Here is a 16,116-nt window from a genome sequence, read left to right as displayed (position 1 = left end):
CACGGCCGGGTCCTGCGGGGTCGCGTCCGGCACGGCCGGGTCCTGCGGGGTCGCGTCCGGCACGGCCGGGTCCTGCGGGGTCGCGTCCGGTGCCGTCGGGAGCCCGGGTCCGGCGTGCGGGTCGGAGAGCGGTGCGTCGTCGGTGAGCGGTGCGGCGTCGGCGAGCGGTGCGACGTCGGGCCCGCCGGAGGCCGCCGTGCCGCCGTCGCCGGCCGTCCCCGCACCCGCCTCGGTGGCGTCGTCCTGCGTCGCCGAGGAGGCGGACGTCCGTGCGGTCGCGCTCCGGTCGGCACGGTCGATCGCGGCCTCCCGTGCGTCCACCGCGGCGCGGGAGCGCACCGGGCGCAGCCGCTCGAGCGGGCCGGGCAGGGCAGCGGCGTCCTCGTCCAGCCGGATCGCCTCGAGCGTCGCGAGCTGCTCCGGGCTCAGCCCGGGAGCCGTCCCTGCGTGGGCGACCGCTCCGTCGGCCGCGGCGCTCACCTCGAGAGCCGCGTCACGGGCCGCACGGCTGAGGGCGTCGGCCGCCGCGGCCGCGTCCAGGGCAGCCCTCGCCAGCGCCAGGGCCTCCGTGCGCTCGGACGCCGCCAGCCGCTGCGCCTCCAGGCGCAGGGTGGACCGCTCGGACCGCTGGGACGCGGCCGACGCGACCGACGACACCGCGCTGGGCGCGGTGCCCGCGCCTCCCAGGTCACCCGCGACGAGGACCCCTGCGGCCACGACCACCACGCCGCGGCGCGCCACCTGGGCGAGCACGCGGCCGGGGTGCTGCCCCCGGGGCGAGGCGGGCAGGGGCGTGGCGGGCAGGGGCGAGGCGGGTAGGGGCGTGGCGGGCAGAGGCGAGGCGGGCACGCGGACGGCGTCGACCGTGGCGTTCCCGACCGGAGGGGCCGCCGAGGCGGTCCGTCCGGTCGGTGCGGTCGGTGTCGTCGTCGCCGGGCTCGCCGGGCTCGTCCCCGTGCGCCACCGCGGCTGCGCTGCCTTCGCCATGTCACCCCTCTCGTGCGTGGGCTCCATCGCACCAGGCCGGGCATAAATCTCCGTAAAACCTCGCGTCGACGCCGGGTGGCCGCACCCGCGCATCACCCCGCCGGACTCTCGCCGCGAGGCCCGAGCAGGAGTAAACTTGCAGGTCAGCAGGCTCGTGCGGCGCTGTGCCGCCGGTCGCGCGGAGGAGGGTCGTCATGGCTCACCGTCGTCCCGTCGTCCTGGCGGTCGTGCTGACCGCCCTGGTGGCCGGCTGCACGTCCGGGGACCCGCAGGCTCCGCCGTCCACGGCCGGGCCGTCACCGTCGCCGTCCGCGACGACGACCCCCACGCCGTCCCCGACCGCGAGCCCCGTACCCCAGGTGGTCCCGGTCTACTACCTGGTGGACACGCGCGCCGGCATCCGGCTGGCCCGCGAGACCGCCACCACGACCGGCACCGATCCCGTCCGGGCCGCCGTCGAGCGGATGATCGCCGGCGCGGAGGACCCCGACTACACGACGGCGTGGGACCCCGGGACGCGGGTGCTGGGCGTCGACCGGACCGGAGCCGCGATCGTCGTCGACCTCAGCGCGGAGGCGAGGACCGCGACCGTCGGCTCCGAGGGGGCGGCGACCATGGTGCAGCAGCTCGTGTGGACGGTGACCGACGCGGCCGACGCGGACACCACCCCGGTCCTGCTCACCGTCGACGGGGCTCCGGCCGGTGAGCTGTGGGGAGCGGTGAGCTGGACCGAGCCCGTGCCCCGCCAGGACCCGCTCTCGGTCCGCCAGCTCGTCCAGATCGACCAGCCGACCGAGGGCGCCGCGACCGGCTCCCCGGTCACCGTGGCCGGCGAGGCCGCGGTGTTCGAGGCCACCCTCCCGTGGCGCGTGCTGGACACGGCGGGCGCCGAGGTGACGTCCGGCTTCACCACCACGAGCGAGGGGCAGGTGTTCGCGCCGTTCTCCTTCACCCTGGAGCTCGCGCCGGGGACGTACACCGTCGAGATCTCGGAGGACGACCCGTCGGACGGCGAGGCCGGCACCCCCATGACGGACACCCGGACGATCACCGTGTCGTGACCCCGGTGCCCTCACGCGGGTCCGGTCCACCGGGACCGGCGGCGGCCCGGACCGTCGAGCCGGCCCGGGCCTCGGCGTCGCGCGGCGCCTCGTCACACGTCGCGCCGCCGGACCGCCGCCGCACCCGCGAGCAGCACCACGGCGGCATAGGCCGCGAAGACGGCGAACCCGGTCCAGGGACCGATGAGGTCCGGGACGGGCTGGTACACCGCCGCGCCGGCGACGTCCGGCAGGAACGGGCGCACGACGTCAGCCACCGGGCGCGGCAGCAGGAACGCCAGCGCCGGCAGCACGACGAGCAGCCCGACGACCGACGCGATCGCGCCGGCGGTGCTGTGCAGCAGCCACCCGAACCCCGAGCCGACGAGCGCGACCACGCTCAGGTGCAGCGCCGTCCCGACGACCACGCGGGCCGTGACGGCCGGGTCCGTGGCGGTCGGCACGCCGCCGGACGCGAGCACCAGGCGCACGGTCACGAGCGCGAGGACGGCCGCGACGAGGGTCGAGGCGAGGACGACCGTCACGACGGCCAGGGCCTTGCCGGCGACCAGGACGCCACGACGCGGGACGGCGGCCAGCGTCGAGCGGATCGTCCCGGACGCGTACTCGCCGGTCACCGCGATCACCCCGAGGGTCGCGGCGGCGTAGAACGCCAGGGTGACGCCCGAGACCGTCGCGCCCAGGACGACGTCCGCCGCGGACAGGGACGGGTCCGGCGGGGCCTCCTGCACGACCGAGCCGACCGCCATGAACGCCGCGAGCACGACGAGCGAGATCATGGCGACCAGGACGGCGGCACGGGTGGAGCGCAGCGTGAGCACCTTGAGCAGCTCGGCCCGGGCCGCCCGCCGCACCGCGGTGACGGTGCCGACGGCGGGTGGACGGACGCCGTGGCCGGCAGCGGGCGCGGTGGCCGGGGACCCGCCGCGGGCGGGTGCGACCCCTGCGGCGGTCCGCGCGGGACGGCCCGGACCGCCGGCGGCGGTCGGTGCGACGGACGGGGCGGTGGTGCGGCTCATGCGGCTGCGCTCCTGAGGTCGGTGGGGTCGGGCACCGCGGCGCGGTACTCGACGTCGTGCTGGGTGAGGCGCAGGTAGGCCTCCTCGAGCGACGCGTGGACGGGCGTCAGCTCCACGAGCAGCAGGCCGGCGTCGTGCGCGAGCCGCGCCACCTGCTCGGTGCCCATCCCCGTGACGGCCAGCGCGTCCCCGTCGGGGGTCACCAACGTGGCGTGCGGCCGCAGCAGGGAGTGCAGCGCGTCCGGCTGGGTGGCGGCGACACGGACGTGCCCCGACGTGGACGCGATCATGTCGGCGAGCGACACGTCGGCGAGCAGCCGACCGCGGCCGAGGATGACCAGGTGGTCGGCAATCAGGGCCATCTCGCTCATGAGGTGCGAGGACACCAGCACCGTCCGGCCCTCGTCCGCCAGGGACCGCAGCAGCCGCCGGACCCAGATGATGCCGTCCGGGTCCAGTCCGTTGACCGGCTCGTCGAGCATGACCACCGGCGGGTCGCCGAGCAGCGCGGCGGCGATCCCGAGCCGCTGCCCCATGCCGAGCGAGAACGTGCCGGCACGGGAGCGGGCCACGTCGGCGAGCCCGACGAGCTCGAGCACCTCCCGGACGCGTGCGGGGCCGATGCCGTTGCTCGCGGCGAGCGTGCGCAGGTGGTCCACCGCGCGGCGTCCGGGGTGCACGGCACGGGCGTCGAGCAGTGCGCCGACCTGCCGCAGCGGCTCCTCGTGCCGGGCGTACGGCCGGCCGCCGACGAGCGCCTGGCCGGAGTCCGGCCGGTCCAGCCCGAGCACCAGCCGCATGGTCGTGGACTTGCCGGCACCGTTGGGTCCGAGGAACCCGGTGACCACACCGGGTGCGATGGTGACGGTGAGGTGGTCGACCGCCGTCGTGCTGCCGTACCTCTTGGTGAGGTCGCGGATCTCGATCACAGGGAGCTCCTTCAGGGATGGGGACGGTCCGCCCGGGGTGCCGACGGCCCTAGCGGGCGGCGGCGGACGAGCCGAGCGACGAGGGGTCGGCCACGGTGGCCGGCCTCGGCGAGGCGGTGGCGGGGCGTGGTGCGCCGAGCCGTCCGCGCGTGGCGACCAGGACCACGAGGCCCAGGACGAGGAAGGCCAGCAGGTGCGCCGTCGTGGCGGTCGTGTCGCCGGGGTACAGGCGGCCCAGGAGCCCGGGCCCGAAGCCGCTCCCGGTGGCGGCGGCGTTGCCGGTGGCATGGATCAGGCCCACCAGGAACAGGCTCCCGGTGCGGTTGAGCACCCAGCCGATCAGGGCCCGGAACGGGACGGCCAGGACGGCCAGGACGGCGAGCAGGACGGCCCCGGCGGCCGGACCCGAGCCGACCACCAGCGACACGTGCTGCAGGGCGAACAGGACCCCGGTGAGGACGGCGGCGACGACCGGCCCGCGGCGGGCCTGCAGACGGGTCTGCACGAACCCGGCCCACGCCACCTCCTCCCAGAGGTTGTTGGGCAGCAGGGTCAACGCCAGCGGCAGGAGGAAGCTGCCGACCAGCAGCCCGCCCAGCGCGGGCACGGTCCCGGTCGGTGGCCCGAGCAGCGCGACGGCGATGCCGAGGGTGACCGCCGGGACACCGACGACCGCGAGCACGTACCAGCCGAGCCCGACCCGGACGTCGACCGCCCGGCGCCACAGCGCCCGCAGCGCGTCCGGACCGTCCACCAGCCGGGTCAGCACGAGCGCCGGCAGCAGCAGGCCGACCAGCGTGCTGGCGACGATGAACGGCTGGACCGGGACGTCGACGCCGTTCGCCGCGAGGACCACCGGCGCGAAGGCGACCGCCTGGCCGACGGTGAAGAACCAGACGAGGAACGCGGTGACGGGGTGGGCCCGGACCGGGCGGAGGAGCCGTCCGGACGGGGTGTCGTGCGTGACCATGGGGCAGCTCCTGCGACGACGTCGGGCCGGCCGTGGGACGTCCGTCCCGGTCGGCGCCACCGGTGAGGTGACCGGTCCACCGTCCCGCTGCGGACGCGGCGGCACCACGGTCACCGGCCGCACACTCACCGCACACTGAGGCCCGGGCCGGGCCCCGTGGCCGCCGGCACGGCGGACGCCGACGGGCGGCCGGGCAGCCCGACGCCCGGGTCGTCCGGCAGCGCCGACCACTGGGACCAGCTGAGGTCCCGGCCGACGAAGCGTGGGCGGGACAGCGGCCAGCGCAGCGCCACCCAGCGGGGCACCGCCTCCCCCAGCGCCGCCTCGACCGGTCCGCCGACGAGGGGGTCGACCACCCACCACCAGACGTCGCCGTCGGCCCCGGACCCGCGCGCCCGCTCCAGGTGCACGTGCCCGAGGACCTCGGTCTCCCCGCGGTCCAGCAGCGCGTACGCGAAGGACACCCCGCGGGCCGCGTCCCGCTCGTGCCGGCGGAGGTCCCGGCGCTCCTGCTCGACCGTCAGGCCCGCGCGCGGCCAGCCCCGTGCCGCGCCGAGCACCGACCACAGCCGCTCCTGCGAGCCGGTCACGGCGCACAGGTCGAGATCGGCGTCCGACGCGCGGACCGGCCGCAGGTGGTGACCGGTCGGCACGTCGAGCCGGTCCGGTGCGCGCCAGCCGGCCGGGACCCAGGGCGCGACGTCGGGCACGGTGCACCTCCGTGGGGCGGGTGGCAGGGCACCACCACGCTCGCAACCGCGCCCCGAGCGGTCCACGGACGCCACCCGCACACTTCCCGGACGCTCGCGCCGGGCCGTCCGGCCGTCGCCCGCGTCGACGTCGCCGGCGTCGGCCCTCACCGCGTCGGCCGTCGCGCGTACCGGGTCGCCCGGCGCCGGAAGGACCGACCCCCGGACACCGCCCGGACCGTGGCGATACGCTCCCCCGGTGGCCCGGGAGACCGGCGAGGGGACGCAGGCGTTCGCGGCGGCGCTGCGCACGCTGCGGGAGCGCGCGGGCCTGACGCAGGAGGAGCTCGCCGGCCGCGCGGGCCTGACCGCGTACGCGGTCAGCGCGCTGGAGCGGGGCACCCGGACGCACCCCTACCCGCACACGGTCCGCTCGCTCGCCGACGCGCTGGACCTCGCGCCGGACGCGCGCGCCGCGCTGATCGCCGCCGTGCCGAGCCGGCGCCGCGCCGCCGCGGACAGCGCCCCCGGCGCCCCCGGCGCCCCCGGCGGCCCCGGGCGTGAGCCCGAGATGGTCACGTCGGCGACCTCCCCGGCCACGGCGGCGACGCAGGGCGTCCGCCGGCACGCCTCGACCCCCACCCTGCACGGACGCGCCGTGCACCTCGCCACGCCGCCCGGAGCACCGCGGCGACCTGGTCCACCGGTCGCGCCGGCACCGGCCGCAGCCGCCGGGCCGGCGCGCCCGTCGGCGACCCGCGCGGCGGACGACGCGGGGCTCGCGGTGCCCGCGACCCCGCTGTTCGGCCGGGACGACGACATCGCGGCCGTGACGGCCCTGGTGCGGGCGGGCTCGGCGCGTCTGGTGACGTTGACCGGCCCCGGTGGGGTCGGCAAGACGCGACTGGCCGCGGCGGTGTCGGACGAGGTCGCCGCCGACGGCGTGCGGGACGTCCGGCACGTCGCGCTGGCGTCGCTGACCGACGCCGCGGCCGTGGTGCCGGCCATCGGGCGCGCGGTGGGCGCCACGGGGGCCGACGGTCCCGCCGCGTTCACGCTGCTCGTCGAGCACCTGCGCGACGTGCCGATGCTGCTCGTGCTGGACAACGCCGAGCACCTGCTCAGTGCCGCGGCCGACGTCGTCCGGCTGGTCGGCTCGTGCCCGGACGTGACGGTGCTGGTGACGAGCAGGTCGCCCCTGCGGGTACGCGGCGAGCAGGAGTACCCGGTGGCACCCCTGGCCCTGCCGCCGACGGACGCCGGCACGCCGGACGCCCTCGCCGCCGCGCCGGCCGGCGCGCTCGTGCTGGCCCGTGCCCGGGCCGTCTCCCCCGCCGCGTCGTTCGATGTCGACGACGTCCGGGCGCTGGCCTGCCTGTGCGAGCGCCTGGCCGGCCTCCCGCTCGCCATCGAGCTGGCCACCGCCCGGCTGCGGTTCCTCAGCCCGCGTGCGCTGCTGGACCGGCTCGACGACGCCACGTCGGCGTCCGGGGCGCGGGACCTGCCGCCGCGGCAGCGCACCATGCGCGCCACCCTCGACTGGAGCTACGGGCTGCTCAGCGCGCCGGAGCAGACGCTCTTCCGTGCCCTCGCCGTGTGCCGCGCGGGAGCGACCATCGACGTGGTGGAGCGCATCGCCGAGCTCAGCGGGGTGCTCGAGCGCGGTGCGGTGCTCGCGGGTCTGGAGGGGCTGGTCGAGCAGTCGCTGGTGGTGGTGCGCACCGGGCCGGACGGGGCCCACCGCTACGACATGCTGGCGCCGGTCGCGCAGTACGCTCGCGCGCTGCTCGTCGACCCGGAGGCGGAACGGCTGTTCCGGGCGCACATCGCGGCGTACCTCGAGCTGGCCGAGCGGGCCGCGACCGGTCTGGAGCGGGCGGAGCAGGTGCTGTGGCTCGCCCGCACGGAGGCGGACGAGGCGAACCTGCTCGTCGCGATCGACCGGGCCCTGGACCTCGGCGAGAGCGAGACGGCGGGGAGGATCACCTGGGCCATGTGGCTCTACTGGTGGCTGCGGGGGCAGTACTCCGTCGGCCGGCGCCGCGCCGAGGACTGCCTGTGCACCGACCTGTCACCCGGTCTTCTCGGGCGCGCGCACCTGACCGCGGCGACCATGGCCTACGCCGCCGGTGACGTCGCCGCCGGGACGGAGCACTGGACTCAGGCCTCGCAGGTCGGCGAGCAGCTCCACGACCGGGGGCTGGAGTGCACCGGTCGCGCGGGCCGCGGGCTCGCCAGGCTGACGGTCGGGGACCTCGAGAGCGCCGAGACCGAGCTGCGGCGCGCGCTGGACCTCGGCTACGGGCTCGCGCAGGACGGCATCTGGATCACCTCGCTGGTGCACGTGTGGCTCGGCACCGTCCAGCTGCTGCACGGCGACCCGCACGGCGCCGCCGCGGAGATGGAGCGGGGCCTCGCGCTGGCCCGGGGCCGTGGTGACCTGCTGACCACGTACGTCGCGCTGTTCAACCTGGCGCAGGCCCGCGTGGCCGCCGGTGACCCGGCCGGCGCCCGGACGCACCTGCGCGAGGGCGTCGAGCTGGCCGCACGCAACCACGACGTCTCGGCCCTGGCGTACCTGCTGGACGGGCTGGCCGGCCTCGGGCCGGCCCCCCAGGGGCCCGACCGCGTCGCCGTCCTGCTCGGCGCGGCCCAGGCGCTGCGGGAGACGGTCGGCACGGGCGCCTACGCGTACCTGCGTCCGGACGGGGAGCGCCGGGCGGCTGCCGAGCAGGCCGCGCGCGCTGCGCTCGGCGCCGATGCCTTCGACGACGCCCTCGACGCCGGACGTGCGCTGAGCGTGCCGGAGGCCGTCACCTTCGCCCTGCAGGCCTGACCCCCACTGGTGCCCGCCGGTCGGCGGTGCGCCGCCGGCACCCGGCACGCCGGGGCGGGCGGGCCGTCCGCACACCGCCCCACCACGGCGGATCGCGGACACCGCGGCAGGGCGGACATGGGACCATCGGCTCCGGCCCTGCCTGGCGCGGGCCCGCCGACGCACGGACGCGTCACCCCACCCCACCACCCGGTGCGTCGTCCGCACGCGCCCGGCGACCTCCCGGAGGACCCTGCGTGACCGACCACCCGCTGCTGGACGCGCCCGTCCGGGTCGCCGACGAGGCGACCTCGGTGCGCGCCGCGCTGCGCTCGCCCCGGCGGCTGCGCACCGAGGTGCTCGGCGGCCTCGTCGTCGCGCTGGCCCTGATCCCCGAGGCGATCTCGTTCTCGATCATCGCGGGCGTGGACCCCCGGCTCGGCCTCTTCGCGTCCTTCACGATGGCGGTGTCGCTGGCGTTCCTCGGCGGGCGCCCGGCGATGATCTCCGCGGCGACCGGCGCGGTGGCGCTCGTCGTCGCGCCGGTGGTGCGCGACCACGGCGTCGACCACCTCATCGCCACGGTGATCCTCGCCGGCGTGGTCCAGGTCGTCCTGGGCCTGCTCGGCGTCGCGCGCCTGATGCGGTTCATCCCGCGCTCGGTGATGGTGGGCTTCGTCAACGCGCTGGCGATCCTCGTCCTCCTCGCCCAGCTGCCGCACCTCGTCGACGTGCCCTGGGTCGTGTACCCGCTCGTCGCCGTCGGCCTGGTGATCGTGTTCGGGCTGCCGCGGCTGTCCGACGTGGTGCCGGCGCCGCTGGTCGCCATCGTGCTGCTGACCGCCGCGACGGTGGTCGCCTCGATCAGCGTGCCGACGGTGGGCGACCAGGGTGACCTGCCCGACAGCCTCCCCGGCCTCCTCCTCCCGGACGTGCCGCCCACGCTGGACACGCTGCGGATCATCGCGCCGTACGCGCTGGCGATGGCCCTCGTGGGCCTGCTTGAGTCGCTGATGACCGCGACGCTGGTCGACGACGTCACCGACACCCCGTCGGACAAGACGCGCGAGGCCTGGGGTCAGGGCGCGGCGAACATCATCACCGGCTTCTTCGGCGGCATGGGTGGCTGCGCGATGATCGGCCAGACGATGATCAACGTGAAGGCGTCCGGCGCCCGGACGCGCATCTCCACGTTCCTCGCCGGCGTCTTCCTCCTGGTGCTGGTGGTCGGGCTCGGCGACCTGGTGGCGGTCATCCCCATGGCGGCCCTGGTCGCGGTGATGATCATGGTGTGCGTGTCGACGTTCGACTGGCACTCCGTGCGGCCCGCGACCCTGCGCCGGATGCCGCGCAGCGAGACCGCCGTGATGCTCGCGACGGTCGTCGTCACGGTCGCCACCCACAACCTGGCCTACGGGGTGGTCGTCGGCGTGCTCGTCGCCATGGTGGCGTTCGCCCGCCGCGTCGCGCACCTGACCACGGTGGTGCCCGTGGCGAGCCCGGCCGGCACCCGCGTGTACGCGGTCACCGGGGAGCTGTTCTTCGCCTCGTCCAACGACCTCGTGCAGCAGTTCGACTACGCCGGCGACCCCGACGACGTCGTCATCGACCTCGCGGCGGCGCACATCTGGGACGCCTCGACGGTCGCGTCCCTGGACGCGGTGACGACCAAGTACGCGGCGCGGGGCAAGCGGGTCCGCATCGTCAACCTCGACGAGGACAGCGCTCGGCGCCACGAGCGGCTCGCCGGGCGCCTGGCCGGGGGCTCGGCGACCGCAGCCGTAGGGTGACCGGGCCGGGCCCGTCCCGTCCTTCGCCCTGGCCCGACCCGGGAGGTCGTCCGGTGCCCTCGTCCCCGACCGGTCCCGTCGCCGACCCTCCGGGCGACCCCCGGGCCGACGACGTCGTCGCGCGGCTGCGCGCGGCGGGGTGCGTGTTCGCCGAGGAGGAGGCCGCGCTGCTGCTCGCGGCCGCCGGCGACCCCGACGGCGCCGGGGCCCTCGACCGCCTGGTCGGCCGCCGGGTCGCCGGCGAGCCGCTGGAGCACGTGCTCGGCTGGGTCGAATTCTGCGGGCTGCGGATCGCCGTGGAGCCCGGCGTGTTCGTCCCGCGGCGTCGCACCGAGGTGCTGGTGCGGGAGGCCGCCGCGCTGCTGCGTGCCGCCACCGCCGGCCTCGCTGCTCCCGGCACCGCCACGCCCAACGGCACCGCCACGCCCACCGGCACCGCCACGCCCGCTCCGGATGCCACGGTCGCCGGCCCCCGCGTACCGGTCGTCGTGGACCTGTGCTGCGGCTCCGGGGCGATCGGGACCGCGCTGGCGGTGACCGCCGGGCCGCTGGAGCTGCACGCCGCCGACGTCGACGCGGTCGCGGTGCGCTGCGCCCGTCGCAACGTCGAGCCGGTCGGGGGCGCGGTGCACGCGGGCGACCTGGACGCCGCGCTGCCGGCGTCGCTGCGCGGACGCGTGGACGTCCTGGTCGTCAACGCCCCCTACGTGCCCACCGCGGCCATCGCGACGATGCCGCCCGAGGCGCGCACGCACGAGCCGCGCGTCGCGCTCGACGGGGGCGCCGACGGGCTCGACGTCGCACGTCGGGTGGTGGCCTGCGCGCGCCGGTGGCTCGCGCCGGAGGGCCACCTGCTGGTCGAGACGAGCGAGCGGCAGGCCCCGGACCTCGCCGCGGTGTTCCGCCGCGGCGGTCTGGTGCCCCGCGTCGTGCGCGACGACGACCTGGCGGGCACCGTCGTCCTGGGTCGCCAGGGGTGACGGGACCGGGCTCGCCGCACCTGACGCGCGCCCCCCGCCGCGGCGACCTACGGTCGTGCGGGTGACCCGGGACGACGGAGGTGGAGACGTGCAGCGGTCGATCGCGCACCAGACCGAGGCCGAGCTGGGTGGGCGGCTCAGCGTGCTCACCCGGCAGAGGGCCGACCACATCGAGCTGGACCGGCTGCTGCGGCGGCTGGGGGGCACGACCGGCGCGGCGCAGGACGCGGTGCTGCAGCGCCTCTACCGGCTGGTGTTCCCGCACGCGTTCGCCGAGGAGTCCGTGCTGTGGCCGGTCATGCGCCGGCACCTGCCCGACGGTGGCGAGCTGACCCTCGCGGTGGAGCAGGAGCACCAGGAGGTCAACGAGCTGGTCAGCCGGCTGGAGGGGCTGACGCACGGCACCCCGGAGCGCGCCGCCGTCGTCGACCGCCTCGTGGAGGTGCTGCGCGAGGACGTGCGCGACGAGGAGGACGAGCTGTTCCCGCGGCTGCAAGCCACGCTCGACCGTGCCCGGCTGCGCCGGCTCGGCGTCTACTGGGAGCTGGTCCGTCGGGTCGCCCCCACCCGCGCGCACCCGGTCGTCGCGCGCCGCCCACCGGGCAACGTGCTCGCCGCGGCGCCCCTGTCCGTGGTGGACCGCCTGCGGGACGTCGTCGACCTCGCCGGGCGCCGGGGACCGGTCCGCGCGAAGCCGGCACTGCGCGCGGCGAGCCACGGGCTGACCACCGTGGCGCACCGCATCGAGCGGCTGCCGTTCCTGCGCGTCGGCGAGGACCCGTCCACGCGCAGCGAGGGGACCGGCCGGGCCGCCTGACGCCGACCCCCGGTGCGGGACGACCTCCGGACCCGTGCCCGCGGGTGGTCCGTCGCCACGGTCCGGCCGGGCGGTGCAGGCGGGCGACAACGTGCCGCCGTCGGCCGCGCGCGGCTCGGGCTGTCCCGTGTCGGTGGCCCCGGATAGGTTGGCCAGGCCTGCGACGAAGGAGGCCCTATGTCCCGCCCCGGGATGTCCACGCGCCGTGCCGCGACCGTTCTGATCTCCAGTGCCCTGACCGCCTGCCTGGTGTCGGTCCCGGGGGTGAGCGGGGCGACCACCCTGCCGCACCTGGACCGGGAGCAGGACCGGGACGGCGCGCAGCACGCGCTGCGCGCCCCCGTCACCGACGAGAGCTTCTACTTCGTGATGGCCGACCGGTTCGCCAACGGCGACCCCGGCAACGACCAGGGCGGCCTCGGGCCGGACCCCATGGTCTCCGGCTTCGACCCCGAGCACCGGGGCTTCTACCAGGGCGGTGACCTCCAGGGCATCCTCGCCAACCTCGACTACATCGAGGGACTGGGCACGACGTCGATCTGGCTCACCCCGAGCTTCAAGAACAAGGCCGTGCAGCCCGAGGACCTCTCCGCCGGCTACCACGGGTACTGGATCACCGACTTCACCCAGATCGACCCGCACCTCGGCTCCAACGCCGACCTGGCGGCCCTGGTGGACGAGGCGCACGGGCGCGGGATGAAGGTCTACTTCGACATCATCACGAACCACACCGCGGACGTGATCGGGTACGAGAGCGCGCCGCGCGAGGGATACGTCTCCAAGGACGCGGTCCCCTACCGGACGGCGGACGGCACGCCGTTCGACGACCGCGACCTCGCCGGGACGGACGAGTTCCCCGACCTCGACCCGCAGGTGTCGTTCCCGTACGTGCCGGTCCTCGAGCCGGGCGAGGAGGACCTCAAGGTCCCGGGCTGGCTCAACGACCCGACGCTCTACCACAACCGCGGCAACACCAGCTTCGTCGGTGAGGACGCCTACTACGGCGACTTCTTCGGGCTGGACGACCTCTTCACGGAGCACCCGCGCGTGGTCGACGGGATGATCGACATCTACAAGACCTGGATCGCCGACTTCGGCGTCGACGGGTTCCGCATCGACACGATGAAGCACGTCGACGACGCGTTCTGGCAGCGGTTCGGGCCCGAGGTGCTGCAGTTCGCGCACGAGCAGGGCAAGGACGAGTTCTTCATGTTCGGGGAGGTGTTCGACACCTCCCGGCCGTTCACGTCGTCGTTCACCACGCGGAACCAGATGCAGGCGGTGCTGGACTTCCCGTTCCAGGCGGCGGCTCGCGGCTTCGCCTCGCAGGGCGCCCCGGCCTCGTCGCTGAGGGACTTCTTCGCGGCCGACGACTGGTACACCGACGCCGACTCCAACGTGTACCAGCTGCCGACGTTCCTCGGGAACCACGACATGGGACGCATCGGTCAGATGATCGTGGCGGACAACCCGGCCGCCGCCGGCAACGGGGACGACGAGTGGGTCGCCCGCGACCGCCTCGCCCACGAGCTCATGTACCTCTCCCGCGGGAACCCGGTGATCTACTACGGCGACGAGCAGGGATTCACCGGGACGGGCGGCGACCAGCTCGCGCGTCAGACGATGTTCGCGAGCCAGGTGCCCGAGTACCTCGACGACGACCTGCTCGGCACCGACGCCACGCACGCGCGGTCGAACTTCGACCCCTCGCACGTGCTCTACCGCACGATCGGCGAGCTCGCCGCGGTGACGACGAGGTACCCGGCGCTGCGCGACGGCGCCCACCAGAACCGCTACGCGTCCGAGGGCCCGGGTGTGTACGCCTTCTCCCGGATCGACTCCGGCCAGCAGCGCGAGTTCCTCGTCGCGCTGAACAACAGCGAGCAGGAGCAGACCGTCACCGTGCCGACCTGGGTCGGCCGCAGCAGCTTCCTGCGGGTCTACGGCGACGGCGAGAGGCGCCTGCGCAGCGGGTCGGACGGCGAGGTGACCGTGACGGTGCCCGCCCTGTCGGCGGTCGTGTACCGGTCCAACGCCACGGTGGAGCGGTCGAAGGCGGCGCCCGCAGTCACGCTGGCGACCCCCACCGTCTCGGAGCAGTCCGGCAGCCGCATGCACGTCATGGCCCAGGTCGCCGGTGACTCGTTCTACGAGGTCACGTTCCAGGCTCGGTCGGCCGGTGGTGACTGGACCTCGATCGGCACCGACGACACCGCGCCGTACCAGGTGTTCCACGACGTCTCGGCCCTGGCGACGGGCACCGCGGTGGAGTACCGGGCTGTGGTGCTGGACAACGCGCGACACTCCCGGACCAGCGCCGTGGCCTCGGCGAGCGTCCCGGCGCCGCGCCTGACGATCCAGGTGCCGGCGGAGGGCGCGCTAGTCCGTCGCTCCGTCGACGTGCAGGCGTTCGCCGACCCGGAGCGGGGCTCGCACGTCGTCACCGTCGAGCGACGCGTCGGGGACGGGGAGTGGACCGTGCTGCGGACCGACGACTCCTCCCCCGCCTACACCGCTCGCGACGACATCGCGGCGATCCCGGACGGCACGACCCTGCAGTACCGGGCCGTGCTGACCGACGCCGGCGTGACGTCGACGAGCGCGGTGCGGACCGTGACCGTCGGGCTGCCGCCGCAGCCGGCGAGCGTGACCTTCGCGGGCAGCTTCGACACGGAGCTGGGCTGCTCGGAGGACTGGCAGCCGTCGTGCACGAACGCGATGGCGACCTTCGACCCGGTGACCGGCGTATGGACGCTGACGGCCGAGCTGTCACCGCAGCCGAGCGGCGCCGCGTACGAGTACAAGGCCGCACTGAACGGCACCTGGGCCGTCAACTACGGCGCCGGCGGCGCCTTCGACGGCGCCAACGTGCGGCTGGAGCTGACCGGGAGGAGCAGGGTCACGTTCACGTACGACCACACGACGCACCTCATCACGCACGCGGTCACGCCCATCGGCTGACCTGCGGCCTCCGACGACGCCCGCCGCTCCCACCGGGGGCGGCGGGCGTCGTCAGTCGGGTGGGGTCGCCGTCGCGCGCGCCCAGCGACCGTCGGACTGCGCCGCCCGCACGGCCGCGCGCCCGGACCCGTGCATCCGGCCCTCGCGTTCCAGCCGGGCCACGCGCTCGACGTTGCTGGGCGACCAGACGCTGCGGGGCCGGCGCGGCGTCATCCGCAGGAACGAGCTCCCGTCGTCCCGGCGGCGTGCCTGCCCGTCGATCCAGCCGAAGCACAGCGCCTCCTCGACCGCGGCCGGGTAGGCGAGCGAGGTCACGTCACCGCCCTTCTTGTGCAGCACCAGCCACACCCCCGGCGACGCCTCGTGGTGCTCCAGCAGCCAGGCGCGCCACCCGGCGACGTCCGGCACGAGCAGCTCGTCGAGCTCGACGACCATCGTGACCACCTCCACCGCCAGCGTGGCACCGGCGGTCGGGCCGGTGCCAGCACCGGCCCCGGCGGCACCAGCAGGACCCGCAGGCTGCCGCGCCCGTCCGGCGCCGGGAGCCAGGAAGCGGCGCGACCGACGGATCCGTGAGGGACCCCGGCGACCCGGACGAGCAGCGCCGGCTGAACGACCGGTCGACCCCTTGTGGACCCGCTCGGGCGGGCGGTAGACCGTCCTCGGGCCGCGCCGCGGGGGCCCGGCCCTGTCGGGGAGGAGACCGTCATGAGCGCACGAGTCGTCCACTTCGAGCTGCCGTACGACGACGGCGAGCGGGCGCAGAAGTTCTACTCCGAGGCGTTCGGCTGGAGCCTGATGCCGATGCCCGAGATGGAGTACACCGTGGTCACGACCGGACCGGTGACGCAGGACGGGCGACCCACCGAGCCCGGCTACGTCAACGGGGGCCTGCTCCCCCGGCCCGCCGCCGCCCCGGGGACGGTCGTGGTCGTCGACGTGGACGACATCGACGCCACCCTGGTCGCCGTCGAGCGGGCCGGTGGCTCCACCGTCGCGGGTCGCCGCGCGGTCGGCGACATGGGTTTCACGGCCTACGTCGAGGACAGCGAGGGCAACGTCGTCGGGCTCTGGCAGACCGCAGCCGGCTGACCGGGG

At 75.9% G+C, this 16,116-nt stretch carries 12 protein-coding genes and 1 pseudogene; 7 read left to right on the top strand and 6 right to left on the bottom strand.

The genetic code is table 11. The annotated features are described in order from the left end of the window. Positions 1–849 (bottom strand): hypothetical protein (locus CAE01nite_RS18025; RefSeq protein WP_186816422.1); only part of this gene is annotated, 849 nt, incomplete at its 3' end. A gap of 332 nt (positions 850–1,181) precedes the next feature. On the opposite strand from CAE01nite_RS18025, the gene CAE01nite_RS04900 reads away from it, so the two are divergent. Continuing rightward, the gene (locus CAE01nite_RS04900) at positions 1,182–2,048 is read left to right on the top strand and encodes a Gmad2 immunoglobulin-like domain-containing protein (RefSeq protein WP_146900781.1); all 867 of its coding nucleotides are present in this window, start codon (positions 1,182–1,184) and stop codon (positions 2,046–2,048) included. A 92-nt stretch (positions 2,049–2,140) separates the two neighbouring features. Here CAE01nite_RS04900 and CAE01nite_RS18020 read toward each other — a convergent pair whose 3' ends face one another. The 4 genes from CAE01nite_RS18020 to CAE01nite_RS04880 form a co-directional block, all read right to left on the bottom strand. After that, positions 2,141–3,067: an ABC transporter permease gene (locus CAE01nite_RS18020; RefSeq protein WP_186816421.1), complete on the bottom strand. Its 927-nt coding sequence runs from the start codon at positions 3,065–3,067 to the stop codon at positions 2,141–2,143. Beyond that, positions 3,064–3,996, bottom strand: coding sequence for an ATP-binding cassette domain-containing protein (locus tag CAE01nite_RS04890; protein WP_146900779.1), 933 nt, complete (start codon positions 3,994–3,996; stop codon positions 3,064–3,066). Before CAE01nite_RS04890 ends, CAE01nite_RS18020 begins: the two co-directional genes overlap by 4 nt. Positions 3,997–4,045: 49 nt before the next feature. Continuing rightward, entirely contained in the window at positions 4,046–4,966 is a 921-nt protein-coding gene (locus CAE01nite_RS04885) for a CPBP family intramembrane glutamic endopeptidase (RefSeq protein ID WP_146900776.1), read from the bottom strand. A gap of 125 nt (positions 4,967–5,091) precedes the next feature. Further along, complete coding sequence (locus CAE01nite_RS04880; RefSeq protein WP_222595823.1) at positions 5,092–5,676, bottom strand: GNAT family N-acetyltransferase; 585 nt, start codon at positions 5,674–5,676, stop codon at positions 5,092–5,094. A 238-nt stretch (positions 5,677–5,914) separates the two neighbouring features. Here CAE01nite_RS04880 and CAE01nite_RS04875 point away from each other — a divergent pair, with 238 nt between their 5' ends. The 5 genes from CAE01nite_RS04875 (at position 5,915) to CAE01nite_RS04855 (ending at position 15,018) form a co-directional block, all read left to right on the top strand. Next, complete coding sequence (locus CAE01nite_RS04875) at positions 5,915–8,491, top strand: ATP-binding protein (RefSeq protein ID WP_186816420.1); 2,577 nt, start codon at positions 5,915–5,917, stop codon at positions 8,489–8,491. A 236-nt stretch (positions 8,492–8,727) separates the two neighbouring features. Further along, positions 8,728–10,260 carry a SulP family inorganic anion transporter gene (locus CAE01nite_RS04870; protein WP_146900771.1) on the top strand — a complete coding sequence of 511 codons (1,533 nt, stop codon included), beginning with the start codon at positions 8,728–8,730 and terminating at the stop codon, positions 10,258–10,260. Positions 10,261–10,313: 53 nt separating this feature from the next. Beyond that, the gene (locus tag CAE01nite_RS04865; protein ID WP_146900768.1) at positions 10,314–11,240 is read left to right on the top strand and encodes a methyltransferase; all 927 of its coding nucleotides are present in this window, start codon (positions 10,314–10,316) and stop codon (positions 11,238–11,240) included. A 61-nt stretch (positions 11,241–11,301) separates the two neighbouring features. Beyond that, positions 11,302–12,057 carry a hemerythrin domain-containing protein gene (locus tag CAE01nite_RS04860; RefSeq protein WP_222595822.1) on the top strand — a complete coding sequence of 252 codons (756 nt, stop codon included), beginning with the start codon at positions 11,302–11,304 and terminating at the stop codon, positions 12,055–12,057. A gap of 177 nt (positions 12,058–12,234) precedes the next feature. Beyond that, entirely contained in the window at positions 12,235–15,018 is a 2,784-nt protein-coding gene (locus CAE01nite_RS04855) for an alpha-amylase family glycosyl hydrolase (protein ID WP_222595821.1), read from the top strand. 60 nt (positions 15,019–15,078) lie between these two features. On the opposite strand, the pseudogene CAE01nite_RS04850 reads toward CAE01nite_RS04855, so the two are convergent. Further along, positions 15,079–15,453: pseudogene (locus CAE01nite_RS04850) on the bottom strand (YdeI/OmpD-associated family protein); the annotation flags it as partial. 273 nt (positions 15,454–15,726) lie between these two features. Between CAE01nite_RS04850 and CAE01nite_RS04845 the strand changes: the two are divergent. Continuing rightward, positions 15,727–16,110, top strand: a complete 384-nt coding sequence (locus CAE01nite_RS04845; protein WP_146900765.1) for a VOC family protein — start codon at positions 15,727–15,729, stop codon at positions 16,108–16,110. Positions 16,111–16,116 lie beyond the last annotated feature (6 nt).

It is taken from the genome of Cellulomonas aerilata (assembly GCF_007991755.1).
Classification (GTDB): Bacteria; Actinomycetota; Actinomycetes; order Actinomycetales; family Cellulomonadaceae; genus Pengzhenrongella; species Pengzhenrongella aerilata.
This window is presented reverse-complemented; position numbering and strand designations above follow the sequence as displayed.

Coding starts and splice junctions, on each gene's coding strand:
- CAE01nite_RS04900 (WP_146900781.1), top strand. CDS start 1,182: ATGGCTCACCGTCGTCCCGTCGTCCTGGCGGTCGTGCTGACCGCCCTG.
- CAE01nite_RS18020 (WP_186816421.1), bottom strand. CDS start 3,067: ATGAGCCGCACCACCGCCCCGTCCGTCGCACCGACCGCCGCCGGCGGT.
- CAE01nite_RS04885 (WP_146900776.1), bottom strand. CDS start 4,966: ATGGTCACGCACGACACCCCGTCCGGACGGCTCCTCCGCCCGGTCCGG.
- CAE01nite_RS04855 (WP_222595821.1), top strand. CDS start 12,235: ATGTCCCGCCCCGGGATGTCCACGCGCCGTGCCGCGACCGTTCTGATC.
- CAE01nite_RS04845 (WP_146900765.1), top strand. CDS start 15,727: ATGAGCGCACGAGTCGTCCACTTCGAGCTGCCGTACGACGACGGCGAG.